The 14,132-nt window shown below is 68.5% G+C and carries 12 protein-coding genes; 7 read left to right on the forward strand and 5 right to left on the reverse strand.

What is annotated here, in order from left to right:
• Positions 1-10: 10 nt before the first annotated feature.
• Together ACWEWT_RS04535 and ACWEWT_RS04540 are read left to right on the forward strand one after the other, a co-directional pair.
• Complete coding sequence (locus ACWEWT_RS04535; RefSeq protein ID WP_452556097.1) at positions 11-892, forward strand: SAM-dependent methyltransferase; 882 nt, start codon at positions 11-13, stop codon at positions 890-892.
• A 161-nt stretch (positions 893-1,053) separates the two neighbouring features.
• Complete coding sequence (locus tag ACWEWT_RS04540) at positions 1,054-2,067, forward strand: oxidoreductase (protein WP_452556099.1); 1,014 nt, start codon at positions 1,054-1,056, stop codon at positions 2,065-2,067.
• Positions 2,068-2,091: 24 nt separating this feature from the next.
• Here the strand turns inward: ACWEWT_RS04540 and ACWEWT_RS04545 are convergent, their stop codons facing one another.
• From ACWEWT_RS04545 to ACWEWT_RS04565, 5 genes are all read right to left on the reverse strand, one after another.
• A complete protein-coding gene (locus tag ACWEWT_RS04545; RefSeq protein WP_452556101.1) occupies positions 2,092-2,973 on the reverse strand; it encodes an acyl-CoA thioesterase in 882 nt (293 codons plus the stop codon).
• Between the two features lie 162 nt (positions 2,974-3,135).
• Entirely contained in the window at positions 3,136-3,897 is a 762-nt protein-coding gene (locus ACWEWT_RS04550) for an SDR family NAD(P)-dependent oxidoreductase (RefSeq protein ID WP_452556103.1), read from the reverse strand.
• A gap of 129 nt (positions 3,898-4,026) precedes the next feature.
• Complete coding sequence (locus tag ACWEWT_RS04555) at positions 4,027-5,112, reverse strand: ADP-ribosylglycohydrolase family protein (RefSeq protein WP_452556105.1); 1,086 nt, start codon at positions 5,110-5,112, stop codon at positions 4,027-4,029.
• Between the two features lie 184 nt (positions 5,113-5,296).
• On the reverse strand, positions 5,297-5,758 hold the full coding sequence (locus ACWEWT_RS04560; protein WP_452556108.1) for a nitroreductase family deazaflavin-dependent oxidoreductase: 462 nt from the start codon (positions 5,756-5,758) through the stop codon (positions 5,297-5,299).
• Positions 5,759-5,849: 91 nt separating this feature from the next.
• Complete coding sequence (locus tag ACWEWT_RS04565; RefSeq protein WP_452556110.1) at positions 5,850-7,076, reverse strand: oxygenase MpaB family protein; 1,227 nt, start codon at positions 7,074-7,076, stop codon at positions 5,850-5,852.
• Between the two features lie 66 nt (positions 7,077-7,142).
• Here ACWEWT_RS04565 and hpnE point away from each other — a divergent pair, with 66 nt between their 5' ends.
• The 5 genes from hpnE (at position 7,143) to ACWEWT_RS04590 (ending at position 14,072) form a co-directional block, all read left to right on the forward strand.
• Entirely contained in the window at positions 7,143-8,537 is a 1,395-nt protein-coding gene (gene hpnE, locus ACWEWT_RS04570; protein WP_452556112.1) for a hydroxysqualene dehydroxylase HpnE, read from the forward strand.
• Positions 8,538-8,546: 9 nt separating this feature from the next.
• Positions 8,547-9,200, forward strand: a complete 654-nt coding sequence (locus ACWEWT_RS04575; protein WP_452556114.1) for a TetR/AcrR family transcriptional regulator — start codon at positions 8,547-8,549, stop codon at positions 9,198-9,200.
• 97 nt (positions 9,201-9,297) lie between these two features.
• A complete protein-coding gene (locus tag ACWEWT_RS04580) occupies positions 9,298-9,816 on the forward strand; it encodes an SRPBCC family protein (protein ID WP_452556116.1) in 519 nt (172 codons plus the stop codon).
• Between the two features lie 289 nt (positions 9,817-10,105).
• Positions 10,106-11,707, forward strand: a complete 1,602-nt coding sequence (locus ACWEWT_RS04585) for a GMC oxidoreductase (RefSeq protein ID WP_452556118.1) — start codon at positions 10,106-10,108, stop codon at positions 11,705-11,707.
• A gap of 139 nt (positions 11,708-11,846) precedes the next feature.
• Entirely contained in the window at positions 11,847-14,072 is a 2,226-nt protein-coding gene (locus ACWEWT_RS04590) for an acyl-CoA dehydrogenase (protein WP_452556120.1), read from the forward strand.
• Positions 14,073-14,132: the final 60 nt, after the last annotated feature.

Consider the following 14,132-nt stretch of genomic DNA (forward strand, 5'->3'; position numbering starts at 1 on the left):
AGAGAAACCGATGCCAGACACGCCGTTTCGCCCACCGGCCACCGGCCGTTCACCTGTCGGAGTCGATACCTCCCGGGCCAGTATCGCCCGGGTGCACGACGCCAGTCTCGGTGGCAAGGACAACTTCGAAGTGGATCGCCGAGTGCTCGACGCGGTGCTGGCCGTCGCGCCGGGGATGGTGGAGGTCTCCCGGCGCAACCGGGCCTGGTCGCGCCGGGTGGTGCGGTATCTGGCGGGCATCGTCGGGGTGGACCAGTTCCTCGACGCGGGGGCCGGGCTGCCCGCGTCCGGCAATACCCACGAGATCGCCCAGCTGGTGAATCCGTGGGCTCGGGTGGTGTACCTGGACAACGACCCCATGTGCGTCGCGCACGGCCGGGTGATGCTGGAGACCAACGAGGACACCGTCTATCTCCAGGGCGATCTGACCGATCCCGGAGTGCTGGCGCCGGATTCGGCGGTGTGGCGTTATCTGGACCGGAGCCGGCCGGTGGCCGTTCTCCTGGGTTCGGTGCTCCATCACATAGAGAGCGCCGCGGATCCGGCGGCGATCGTGGCGCGCTGTGTACAGGCGCTGAGCCCGGGCTCGTTCGTGGCGATCACGCACTACTGGGACCCCGCCGACGGTTCGGCCGAGCACGAGCTCGCCCGGGCGGTGGAGCGGCGTTTCGTGGAGAACGGGCTGGGGACGGGCTGGTTCCGGAGCCGGGCCGAGATCGTCTCCTACTTCGGTGAACTCGAATTGGTGGAGCCGGGTGTGGTGCCGGTCGACGAGTGGTGGCCGTCCGGGCCGGCGCGTTCGCCGCATACGCCGGAAGAACGGCTGATTCTCGGTGGTGTCGGGTGTAAGCGGAGCGTGGCTTCGGTCGTGCCACTGCTCAGAGGCAGGTGACGGAAACCCGGACGCGGCGGCCGGTTGCGGGGCGCCGGTGCGATAATAACATTCTCCTTGAGAGAGAATTGCATTATACTTCTGCTGGACCGGCTGCCTCCGGTAGGTGACGAACCAGGTCGCGGGGGCGGCGTGAACCGTGCTGGAACTGGATAGATGCCGTGAGCTCTTCGAACGAACCGTGGACAGTGGCGGAGGCGCCCGACCAATCGGGCCGGACCGCTGTGGTGACCGGATCGAATACCGGAATCGGGCTGGAAGTCGCCCGTGGCCTGGCCGGCCGGGGCGCGACCGTCGTGCTCGCCTGCCGTAACGATGTGGCCGCCGCGGCGGCAAAGGCCGATATCGAGGCCTCGGTGCCGGGAGCCGATATCCGGACGACGCATGTCGATATCGGCGATCTGAGTTCCATCGCGGCCTGCGCGCGACGGTTACACGACGAACTGCCCGGAATCGATCTACTGGTCAACAACGCGGGTGTCGTGGCGGGTAGCTGGACGCCGACCGTCGACGGTTTCGAAAGTGATTTCGGGATCAACTTCCTCGGACATTTCGCGTTGACGGCGCAGCTGGCCGATATGATCACCGCCGCCCCGGCCGGCCGGATCGTCGGTGTGGGCAGTATGAGCCACGGACGCCGCAGCGCAGCGCTGGATTTCGAGGATCTGCAATCCGAGCGCAGCTTCGGCCGGCTGGTCACCTATTCGCGCTCGAAGACCGCCTCGATGACGTTCATGGTCGAATTGCAGCGCAGGCTGACAGCCGCCGGCGCGCGAGCGCTGTCGGTGGGGGCCCATCCCGGTGGGGTGCGATCGACCATTCTGCGTGACAGGAGTCTGCTGGTCCGGATCGCCTACAGCGATGTGGTGATGACGCTGGCCCGGCTGGTCACCCAGACGCCCGAAGCGGGCGCCCGATCCATTCTGCGAGCCGCCGTCGATCCCGAGGTTGCCGGCGCCGGGTTCTACGGTCCGGTCGGCCGCTGGGGGCTGGTGGGCCCGCCGGAGCCCCTGGCCGTACCCGGTGGCGCCGGGGACCCCGAGTCCGGACGGCGATTGTGGGCCGCCGCCGAGGAACTGACCGGAGTGGAGTTCGCACTCCGCCCGCAGCACTCGCCGGAGGCACCGGCCGCCGGGGTGACGCCCGCGGCGGAAGCGGGCGGCGGTACCGCCTGACGAACAGATATCGGCGGTCCGGGTTCAGCGCGGCGCCCGGGACCGGATCAAACCCTCCTGCATCGTGGTAGCGCACAGCCGGCCCGAACGGTCCAATATCTCGCCGTGCGCGAGCCCGCGGGCACCGCCCGCCCAGCGACCGTGCTGGTCGTGCAGGAACCATTCGTCGACCCGGATCGGGGCATGGAACCAGATCGAATGGTTGACGGTCACGACCTGTAGTTCCCGGTCCCGCAGGGCTTCCCCGTGCGGGCCGGTGGTGGCGGAGAGCAACAGCAGATCGCTGAGATACATCAGGCAGGCGGCCTGCTCGAGGCTCGCGTCGGGCACCGGCTGCCGGGTCCGCAACCAGACCCGCTGCCGCGGTGTGGCCGCGGCACCGCGCATCGCGTGTGCGCGAGCGGGCGGATCGGGGAATCGGGCGTCGACACCGAGCGCGTCCAGGAACGTGCTGGTCCAGCGCAACGCTTCCGGATGCTCCGCGAAAACCTCCGTGAGATCGGGTACCTCGTCGGGGCCCGGGGTATCGAGTTCGGCGACCTGATGGGCCAGACCGTCCTCGGGGCGGTGGAACGAGGCGAGCATCGTGAAGATCACCCGGCCGTCCTGGATCGCCTCGACCCGCCGGGTCGAGAACGAACCGCCGTCGCGGACCGGTTCCACCGTGAATTCGGTGGGGACGGTGGTATCGCCCGGCAGCAGGAAATAGGTTTGGGCGGAATGGATGGGCCGGTCCGCCGGTGCGGTGCGTCCGGCCGCCAGCACCGCCTGACCGGCGACCTCGCCGCCGTAACTGCGGCGCGGGGGCCCGTCGTGGGCCCGCCCGCGGAAGCGGTACTCCCCGACGCGTTCGAGGGTGAGCCGGTCGGCAACCGACTCCGCGTGGCGAACGCTTTCCAAGGTCATGGATACCTCCGTGGGGCGCGATGCGGCCCGTTGCCGCGGCATCGTGGGACGTCGGATCTCATTGTGATGCGCGCCCTCGGAGCGGCTCCGCGTCGGCTCCCCGGCCGGCCCCGGGGTGCGGGCGGCCGGGGCCGGACCGCGCACACCGGGGTCTTCCCGGCCTCATTTGGGCGCGAACCGCATTCCCGCGTCCAATCGCAGGCACTGGCCGTTGAGCATGCCGTTCTCGACGATGGCGGCGGCCAGTTTCGCGTATTCCTCCGGCCGGCCCATCCGCTTGGGGAACGCATTGCCCGCGACCAGCGGTGTGACCATTTCCTCGGGTACCCCGGCCAGGATGCCGGTATCGAACAGCGACGGGGCGATCGCCAGCACCCGGACGCCGACGGACCCGAGATCACGCGCCATGGTCAGTGCCATACCGGCGATTCCGGCCTTCGCGGCGGTATAGGCGACCTGCCCGATCTGCCCCTCGAAGGCCGCGATGGAGGCGGTGTTGACGATGACGCCGCGCTCGCCGTCGGCGTTCGGTTCGCCCTGGCTCATATGCCACGCCTGCAATCGGTTGAGGTTGAACGTGGCGATCAGGTTGAGGTTGATGATCTGGGTGAACGATTCCAGATCGTGCGGGCCGGTCTTGGTCAGGGTGCGTTTGGCGATTCCGCCACCGGCCGTGTTGACGGCGATATCGAGGCCGCCCAGTTCGGCCACCGCGTCGGCGAGGACGGTTTCGACGCCCGCGTGGTCGGTGACATCGGCCTCGAAGAAGGAACCGCCGAGATCGGCCGCGACCTTGTTACCCTCACTGGCCGTCCGGTCGACGATCGCAACCTTCGCACCGCGCGCGGCCAGGAGTTCGGCGCTGGCCCGCCCCATCCCGGAGGCCCCGCCGACGACGACTACCCGTGTTCCCTGAATCTCCATTGTCCCTGTCTTTCTCGGTGTGGTGCCCGGTCGTCGCACGCCGAACGTATACCGGCCTACGTTATAGCGGCCGAGGGCGGCCGGACCACAGTTTTCGTAGAAGTCTCGGTGATAGTGCTGGTCAATCGCTCAGAGAGGTTCGGGTGCGTCGAGCGGGTACCGGTCCGCGGTGCGGGCGCGGTTGCCGTAATGGAAGGTCACGACCAGATCGTCGGCCACCTGGATCGACACATCCCGGCCCTCCACCGGCCCCACCCAATCCGCGGGGAGTGCGGCCAGGCCGTGCCGGGCGCCGAGCAGATTACCGGCCACGGCACCGGTGGAATCGGAATCGCCGGAGTGGTTCACCGAGAGGAGCAGCGCGGTGCGCAGATCACCGGTCTGTTCGGCGTGCAGTGCGCAGTACACCGCGATCGCGAGGCACTCCTCGGCGACCCACCCCTGTCCCACCCGCTCGACACCCTCGGGGGTCGCCGGTTCAGCGGCGAGCGCGACAGCCCTGGACAGCGCTTCGATCGTCTCCTCGGCGCCGGGAACGGTACGGAGGTATCCGAGGGTCTCGTCCAGCGCGGCGGGCAGGGCTGTTCCGGTGACGAGACGGTCGATCAGGGTGGCGAAGGCCCCCGCGGCGATGTATCCGGTCGGATGGCCGTGGGTGAGCTGGGCACACCGTGCGGCGGTGGTGAAGGCGTTCTCCGCGCCGGCGCCGGTCAGCCCGAAGGGCGCGGACCGCATCACCGTCCCGCAGCCTTTCGAATCCGGATTCACCGGCCCGTGTTCGCCGAACGGTCGCGGTGGCAGCAGGCCCGCGCTCTGGCGCCGCAGGCCGCTCATACAGGCGTTCCCGGGCGCGCGGACCGCATAGAGGAACGGGAGCCCGGCCAGCCAGCCGTCCGGGCGTGGGTCCGGGCGCGGTTCCTGCTGGGTCCGCAGCCAGCGGAGGTAGGCCCGGCGCAGCACCGGTACCGGATCCGCGTCCGGCGGGCAGCGCAGCAACCCCTCGGCGGTGAACAGTGTCATCTGGGTGTCGTCGGTGATCGCCTGCGGCGCATCGGGTTGCGGACCGGCGAGGAAACCGGTGACCCCGGTCGCACCGTACCGGCCGTAGATATTGTGCAGGGAGAGGAATTCGATCGGCCAGCCCAGGGCATCGCCGATCGCTCCACCCACCAGCGTTCCGCGGACCCTGTCGACGAGTATCTCGTAATCGCGCACGGTCAGCGATCCTCGCACCATCATCGGTTCGGGTACAACGGCTTCCGCGTCACCCGGACTACCATTCGGGCCGGCCGGACCCACGCGGCACCGGCACCGTGCGTACCGGCCACTGTTCGGCCATGCGTACTCGTGCGTCCACGAGTCTGCCGTGTGAGGCGTATGCAGTCGGATCGAGGTGCCGCTATCGCCCGGGGCCGAGGAGTTCGAAGACCGGGTGCCGCTCGGCCTCGGCGACGAATCGCTCGACGGGATCGCCGCGACCGGCCAGGAAGTAGTCGCGGGTCGCGGAGGCGATCTCGATATAGCGCCGGAGCACCGGCCCGGCCTCGGCGGCGGACACTTCGCGGACCTGGTGGTCGCGATCGGTGCGGCGGCGGGTGAGCCGCACCGAGCCGGCGGCCCGGGCGTTGTGGACCCAGCCGACCGCTCCGTACGGGGCTACCAGCCAGCGGCGGCCCTCGTGCTCCACGATCAGTACCGGGTTGCGCCGCGGCCGCCCGGTACGGCGGCCGTAGGTGGTGAGCACATACGAATGCGGTATCAGACCGGCCCGGGTGAGCGCGGTCATGACCGTGTTCTCGAGCCGGTGCAATCGCCCCGGCGCGTATTGCCGGGGCGAGCCGGGATCAGCGGAATCGGACACGGGCACCACCTTTTCGCACGAGTACGAACCTACCCGCGGATCTCTGCCTGCGGATGTGGTTCGCGCGCGGTGTCTCCGGCCCTCCCGGTGGTCAGGCCGTGGCCTGCAGATTCCGAGCGGACAGTCCGACCGTCGCGGGTCCGGAGCCGACCAGCATCCGTTTGAACACTTCCTGCTCCCGAATACCGCGCTCTTCGGCCCGAACCCGGGCGGCCGGGCTGACCCGGGTGGTCACACTGCGCACCAGATTGACCGGCATCCGCAAGACGGGATACCACGGCGGCATATACGGCCAGAGGCCGAGCTTGCGCATGGCACTCGGTCCCAGATACATGGTCGCGATCGAAAGATGCTGCGCGCGGGCAATTCTGCCGCGCAGCCACGGCAGGTTGGGATAGTTCCAGGTGAGCGGGTCGTTCGCCATCGGCACCGCGAGTTGGCGGGTGGTCTCGTCCGGGTTGGTGATGGCGGACATGCAGTGGTAGAGGATTCGCACACTGTCCCGGAATCCGGTGGGCAGCCATTCGTCGGCGACGCCCATGAGCCAGCCCACGTAGCGGGCGAGATGGGCGGCTGCTTCCCGGTCCCCGCCGGAGGGGAGGATACCCATCGCCATACCGCCGATGAACGGGGCGATGAGCGCGCCGACGAGTGTCGCCGCCATATCCGTCTGGTTGATCGGCAGCCCCCAGGCGTCGCCGTCCCAGTCCGGCATGGCACCCACATGGCGGCGCACCAGCGAGTGGACGAATCGCACATGCAGGGTGGAGCGATAGCCGGGGCCGAATTTCTCCATCCCGTTCTGGACGTCGAGCGCCCACTGCATGGTTTCGGCGAACCGCTGGGCGGGGCCTTTCTCGAGGGCTCCGGTGCGCAGCAGTGTCTTGTTGAATCCGGAGGCGAGATAGCCACCCAGGAAGGAGACATCACGGGCCAGGTACAGCCCATCGAATCCGCCCCGGCGCAGTACCTGTTCGCCGCGGCGCAGGACCGCCTCGTCCAGCCAGGCCGGTGGCGCCTCCACGGCTTCGAAGAATTCGCGCAAGGGTGCGGGGGCATCGGGTACGGAGTGGATCCCGGAGTGCAGGGCCTGTTCGAACAGCGGCCGGGTCGTGCTCATCCCGGTCGTGATCATCCAGTCGACCAGCGAATCCATCGGTTCGTCCCCGGTGAGCAGGGATGCGCCCATGGCGTCCCACTGGTCGGCATCGGGTGCGCCGATGCCCATCAGCAGGGCGAAAGGCCGCAACCCGGGAACTCTGACCGGAGCGGCGGGATGACGGGTGGGAATAGTGGCACCCGTGTTCTCGGAACCCATGAAACAAATGTATTGACTGCGTTACATTGTGTCAATCATGGGGTTCACGAGATCTGGGAGAAGCAGATGAACGATGCCCGTCGTTATGTCGTGATCGGCGGCGGTCTCGCCGGTCTGGCCGCCGCGGTCTGGCTGGCCGAGGAGGGCAAGCAGGTGACGCTGCTGGAGCGGCGCGCCCGGCTGGGCGGTCGTACCCAGGCCATGGCGGTGCCCGAGGTGGATGACCTCCCGGACAACGGCCAGCATGTGGTGGCCAGCGGTTACCGCAGCCTCTTCCGCTACCTCGAGAGCGTGGGTACCCGCGAGCATGTCGAATTCCCCGGCGGCGGTACCCTGCGCTGGCCCGGCGGACGTGCGGTCATGCTGTACACCAAGGGTTTCCGTGCGGCGAAGACGTTGCTGGGGGCACACCCCGACGCCGGCGCCCTCGACCGGCTGCGGGCCCTGCGCGCGACGCTACGACTCGGCCGCCAAGCGCTGTTCCAGCCCGCGGATCTGGCCGATATCACCACCGAGCAGTGGTTCGAGCGGGTGGGTATGCCGGCGAAAGCGCGTGAGGCACTGTGGGACTGGCTGGCGCTCGGTATCGCCGCCGAACCGGTGCAGCGTGAGTCGGCCAAGGTTTTCGCCGATGTGCTGGCGACCGGGATCCGGATCGGCGTACAGGACCGGGTGGGCGTCACCATCGGGTATCCGACCGTGGATCTCGACACCCTCTACATCACCGGCGCCGAGCGGGTATTCGAGAAGTACGGCGTCGAGGTGCGTTTCCGGACGGTGGCCCGCCGGATCGTGATCACCGACGGCCTGGTGACCGGTGTGCAACTGGCCGACGGTACCGAGATCCCGGCCGACGCGGTGGTGTGCGCGGTGCCCAACTCACGAATCCACGGCCTGCTCGACGATCTGCCCGAACACGCCGAGATCTACGCGGCGGCCGACAAACTGGGTGTCACGCCGATCGTCAGTACCAACCTGTATCTGGACCGGCCCTTGCGTACGAAATCCGCCATGGAGGCGCTGATCGGCGGTACCGGAGTGATCGACGAGGTATTCGACCGGCAGCGGATGCACGGCCGTACTCCGGACGGGGCGTGGCTCTACTGCCTCACCACCAGTGGTGCCTACGAGCAGATCCACAAGAGCAACGACGAGATCATCACCGACCAGCTGGCGCTGATCCGTCGCTACTATCCGGAAGCCGCGGCGGCGCAACTGGTGCACGCGCAGGTGGTGAAGATGCCGAACGCCACGTTCTCGCAGTCGCTGGGTACCGACGGCCTGCGCCCGGACCAGCGGACCTCGGTGCCGAATCTGGTTCTCGCCGGCGATTGGACCCGGACCGACTGGTCGGCCACGATGGAGAGCGCCGCGCAGAGCGCCGAACGCGCGGTGGCGCTGCTGCTGAACGATGCCACCGCTACCGATGCCACCGCTGACCCGGCGAAACGCACCCTATAATTTCGCCATATGGTCCGCAGCTACGACGAAGTCGACGAACGGATCCTCGACGCCACACTGGGACGGATCCTGCAGGTCGGTATCCGGCGCAGCAGCCTCGACGATATCGCCCGCCGGGCCGGGGTGACCCGGGTGACGATCTACCGGCGCTTCGCCGCCAAGGACGATCTGATCGACGCGGCACTGTCGCGCGAGATCGGGCGGGTACTCGGTGCGGCGACCGCGATCGCCACCACCACCTCGGGTATCGACGCGCAGATCGAGGAAACCGTGCTCTACATCCTGCGGCTGACCCGGACACATCCGCTGGTCACCCAGTTGCTCGCGGTGGCGCCCGAAGAGGCTCTCGGCTTCTACACCGTGCGCGGTGAGGAGATGGTCTCGCAGGGCATCGACTACATCGCGGCGGTGTTGGAAACCGGTCAGGAGCAGGGTGTTCTGGACCGCTACGAGGCGCGGCCGGTGGCGGAGATGATTGCCCGGATGGCGCATTCACTGCTGCTCACCCCGGCCGCGGGGGTGGATTTCGGTGACGAGGACGCGGCGCGCGCGTTCATCCGGACGGCGATAGTGCCACTGATGAAGTACGGATTCGGGCCCGGCCCGGCAGGCCCGGGCCATGGAGCGGGTATCGGTAACGGTCGTACCTTGACCGAGTCCTGACGATCAGGCCCGGATTCCGGCATGGTCCGTGCCGGACCCGGTGGGTGCGGCCACGCCTAGGATCGACGACGAATTGGGCCGACAAGGAGCAACAACCGTGGTGAGAATATCCCGGACCACCGAGGTGTCCGACAGTGTCGTGGTGGATATCGATCCGGAGACCGCCTACGACGCGGTCACCGACCTGACACAGATGGGCCGGTGGAGCCCGGAGAACACCGGGGCCGTGGTGCCGGAACCGGGCCGCCCCGCCTACGCCGGTATGGAATTCGTGGGTGCCAATCGGCGCGGCGCCATGCGTTGGCACACCGGATGCACGGTGGTGGTGGCCGAGCGGCCGAATCGATTCGTTTTCGAAGTCCGCCGCTGGGGCGTGTGGAAGCCGTTGCTGCCGGTGGCCGTCGCCACCTGGGAGTACCGCTTCGAGGAGGTGCCCGGCGGGACCCGGATCACCGAGACCTGGTTCGACGATCGCGCCGGCTGGCCGGATACGCCCGCGCTGTGGTTCGACCGGATCGCCACCGGTAAGCGCGGCTTCGCCGAATTCCAGAAGGGCAATATCCGGCGGACGCTGGAGCGGATGAAAGCCGAACTCGAGACGGGCCAGGGGGCTTGAATTCGGCTCCGACCTGCGCTGGACAGGTGTCCATGTCGCGATCTCCGGGCTCAGGAAAAGGTCGCTGAACTGGTGCGATAAGGCTATTCGGGGCAGTGGCGGCGAAATTGGGCGAGCGTCCGATAGGTTCTTGACACCTGACCGGACATGTATCTAACTTTGACCCCGCCCGGGGAAAGCTCCACGGGCACTCCGCTTGTCGGCTGTCCCGGCCGCTGCGTTCCGGGACGGTGCGCGGCGGGGGCGGCTGCTGCGCGGAGTCGTGTGCACAGCTGTTCGGAGGTCGTCCTTGTCCGCAATTTCACGGCGCACATTCCTGAGCGGTACCGCCGCCACTGCGGCCGGTATCACCTTCGCGGGCACGGCCGTCGCCGCCGCGGCGCCCGGGAGTGCGGCGCCGCGGCGGCGCACACCCGTGGTGCGCGAAGAACACCGGGTGATCGTGGTCGGCTCCGGATTCGGCGGCGGAATCGCCGCGCTGCGTCTGGCTCGGGCGGGGGTGCCCGTACTGCTGCTCGAACGGGGGAAGCGGTGGGCCACCGGCCCGAACGCGGATACCTTCGGCAATCCCATGAACCCGGACAAACGACTACTGTGGCACGGCTCGGACCCGCAGCTCTTCGGCAAACCGGTCACGCTGGAGCCCTACACCGGGCTGCTCGACGCGGTCGTCGGCGAGAACATGACCGCGCTCTGCGCCGCGGGCCTGGGCGGTGGATCCCTGCTCTATCAAGGGATGTCGCTACAGCCGGCCGAGGCGGTGTTCAACACCCACTTCCCGCAGGAACTCGACTGGCAGCTGATGGACCGCGTGCACTATCCACGGGTCGCCTCGATGCTGCGCCTGGCGGTGGCGCCGGACGAACTGATCGCGCATCCGCACTACAAGGCCGCGCGGATCTTCGCGCGCAACGCCGCGGCGGCCGGGTTGCCGGTATCCAAGATTCCGATGCCCATCGACTGGAACTACGCCCTCGCCGAGACCCGAGGCGAGATGAAGGCCTCGTATTCCAACGGTGCCGGCGCTTTCGGGGTGAACAACGGCGGTAAACATTCGGTGGATGTCACCTATGTCGCCGCGGCCGAGGCCACCGGGCTGGTCGATGTTCAGGTCATGCACAACGTGACCGACGTGGAACGTGGCCCGGACGGGCGCTGGCTCGTCCACGTCGACCGGACCGACGAATCCGCGCAGGTGCTGGAGCAGAAGATCCTCACCACCAAGGCGCTCGTCATGGCGGCCGGCAGCCTCAACACCACCGAATTGCTCATGCGTGCTTCCGGTAAGGGGCTAGTTCCCGATATGCCCGACGGGCTGGGTGCGGGGTGGGGGACCAACGCCGACCGGATCTACACCTGGACCAGCCTGGCCGAGGATTTCGGTGCCGAACAGGGCGGCCCCGTGGTCTACGGCAGCCTGAACTGGGACGACCCGGCCACCGCGCATACCGTGATCCAGGCTTCGATTCCGCCACTCGGGATGGACGCCCACACCACCATGCTGGTGGGTTACGGGGTCAGCGAGGCGCGCGGCCGGTTCGTCTACGATTCGGCCGCCGACCGCGCCCGGCTGTCCTGGCCCGCCGACGGAGATGCCGCGATCCAGTACGGCCGGATCGAGAAGACCGTGCACAAGGTGGCCGGCCCGGCATCGGTCATCGGCGATACCAACCGCGCGTTCCCGTCGACCTGGCATCCGCTGGGTGGTGCCTGTATGGGCACGGTCTGCGATCTGGACGGCCGCGTATACGACCAGCCCGGCCTGTACGTGCTCGACGGTGCGCTGCTCCCGGGCAACGCCGCCGCCTGCAATCCCTCGATGACCATCGCGGCAGTGGCCGAGCGCGCCCTGGACAACCTGGTCGCGCACGATGTGGGGACGGCGATCTGACGGATGCCGCCGCGGGCGAGCCGGGGGATGCGCTCCGAGTATCGGCGGGCTCCGTCGAACCGTCCCGCGGGGGGTGTAACGTGTTCTAATCTATGGTTCCGGTACCGCATCGGGACCACGACAGAGCCCGCCGACCGGAATGAGAACCGTGCCTGTTGCGCTGACCGCCGACCAGTCCGCGCTGGCCGAAACCGTGACCGGATTCGCCGGTCGCCGGGTCGGCCGGGAATACACCCGTTCGAACACCGAATCGCTCGAAACGGGTGTGCGGCCGGAGTTCTGGGCCGAACTGGTCGCCCTCGGTCTCGCGAGCGTCCACCTGCCGGAAGACGTCGGGGGACAGGGCGGGACACTCGACGACCTGGCGGTGGTGGTCGCCGAATCCGGCCGCGCACTGCTACCCGGCCCGCTCCTGCCCACCGTGGTGGCCAGTACGGTCCTGGCGGCCGCGGCCGGGACCGAGTTCGTCGACGACCTGCTGCGCAAGTTCGCCGGCGGAGCGACCGGCGCGGTGATCTCGCCCGAGCACGCGATCGTGCTGGACGGGGTATCCGGAGATGGTCAGCGCCTCACCGGCGAGACCGGTCCGCTGCTCGGGGCCGCCTCGGCCGAACTGTTCGTGGTGGCCGCGGCAGCGGGTGCGGATATCCGATGGTTCGTCGTCGACCGCACCACCGCCGGTATCGAGGTCGAGGCGAAGGACGGGGCCGATCTCGGACGCGATATCGGAGTGGTCCGGTTCGCGTCGGTATCCGGCGGGATGCCGGTGGCCCTCGACACCGAACGGTCCGCCGCGGTGGCCGTGGCGCTGTCCGCGGTCGAGGCGGCCGGGGTGATCCGCTGGTGCTCCGATACCGCTACCGATTACGTCAAAACGCGCACCCAGTTCGGTCGGCCCATCGGCGCTTTCCAAGCGGTACAGCACCGTACGGCGCAATTGCTGATCACTGCCGAACTCGCCGCGGCGGCGGCCTGGGACGCGGTCCGCGGCCTGGACGACGATGCCCGGCAGCGCACCCATGCGGTCGCGGCCGCCGCCCTGACCTCGCTCGGTAACGCGGTGCACGCCGCCGTGGAATGCCTCGGCCTGCACGGAGCCATCGGGTTCACCTGGGAACACGATCTGCATCTCTACTGGCGCCGGGCCATCTCGCTGGCCGCGCTGGCCGGTCCGCTGGAGTCGTGGGAACAGCGGCTGGGTACGGCCGCCCTGGACGGCCCGCGGGACTTCGCCGTACCGCTACCGGAGGAGGATTCGTCCTTCCGGAAGAGGGTTTCGGAAATCCTCGACCGCGCCGCCGAACTGGACAACCCGGGGCCTTCCAAGATCGGCGACACCGATTCGGTGAATCCCGGTCCGCGCCGGACTCTGCTGGCCGACAACGGTCTGGTGTCGCCGCCGATGGCCGTGCCCTACGGAATCGAGGCCGGACCACTCGAACAATTGATCCTGCAGGACGAATACGACCGCCACGGTATCGCCCAGCCCTCCATGGGGATCGGGCAGTGGGTGGTGCCGATCGTGCTGCACCGCGGCACGCCCGAACAACTGGACCGGCTGGCGGCACCCGCACTGCGGGGCGAGGAGATCTGGTGTCAGCTGTTCAGTGAACCGGAGGCCGGATCCGATGTCGCCTCGCTGAGCCTGCGGGCCACCCGGGTGGCCGGTGGCTGGGAGTTGAACGGGCAGAAGATCTGGACCACGCTGGCACATCGTTCCGACTGGGGGCTCCTGCTGGGCCGTACCGATCCGGAGGCCGGACGGCATCAGGGGCTCACCATGTTCCTGGTCGATATGCACGGCACGGGTGTCACGGTTCGCCCGATCACCCAGGCCAGTGGCGACGCCGAGTTCAACGAGGTCTTCTTCGACAATGCCTTCGTACCGGATTCGATGGTCCTGGGCGAACCGGGACAGGGCTGGACACTGACCCTGGAAACCCTGGCGCAGGAACGGCTGTTCATCGGTGGTGTCCGGGATCCCGGACACAACAAGCGGATCAGGGAGATCATCGAGCGCGCGGAGTACGCGGGTAGCCGGGACGACGCGGTCCGTGCGCTCGGCCGGATCAGCGCCCGCGGCGCGGCCATCTCGGCGCTGAACCTGCGCGAGACGATCCGGCGGCTGGACGGTCAGCCGGTGGGCCCGGCCACCAGTATCGCGAAGGCGGCGGCGTCCATGCTGCACACCGACGCGGCGGCCGCGGCCCTGAATCTCATCGGCCCGGCCGGTGCGCTGGGCGAAGCGGTCTGCGAGCCGGTGCACCACGAACTCGATATCCCGACCTGGATCATCGGCGGCGGAACGCTGGAAATCCAGCTCAACACCATTGCCACCCTCGTGCTCGGGTTGCCCCGGAAATAGTGCTGCCGGCCGCGGACGGCGTGCCGGGTACCGGAGTTCGGCCCGGATCAAGGGGCGCGC

Source organism: Nocardia sp. NPDC003963 (assembly GCF_053605105.1).

Excerpts from the sequence above, each read along its gene's own strand:
- ACWEWT_RS04535 (WP_452556097.1), top strand. The coding sequence starts at position 11 with ATGCCAGACACGCCGTTTCGCCCACCGGCCACCGGCCGTTCACCTGTC.
- hpnE (WP_452556112.1), top strand. The coding sequence starts at position 7,143 with ATGAACGATGCCCGTCGTTATGTCGTGATCGGCGGCGGTCTCGCCGGT.
- ACWEWT_RS04590 (WP_452556120.1), top strand. The coding sequence starts at position 11,847 with ATGAGAACCGTGCCTGTTGCGCTGACCGCCGACCAGTCCGCGCTGGCC.
- ACWEWT_RS04550 (WP_452556103.1), bottom strand. The coding sequence starts at position 3,897 with ATGGAGATTCAGGGAACACGGGTAGTCGTCGTCGGCGGGGCCTCCGGG.
- ACWEWT_RS04545 (WP_452556101.1), bottom strand. The coding sequence starts at position 2,973 with ATGACCTTGGAAAGCGTTCGCCACGCGGAGTCGGTTGCCGACCGGCTC.
- ACWEWT_RS04565 (WP_452556110.1), bottom strand. The coding sequence starts at position 7,076 with ATGGGTTCCGAGAACACGGGTGCCACTATTCCCACCCGTCATCCCGCC.
- ACWEWT_RS04575 (WP_452556114.1), top strand. The coding sequence starts at position 8,547 with ATGGTCCGCAGCTACGACGAAGTCGACGAACGGATCCTCGACGCCACA.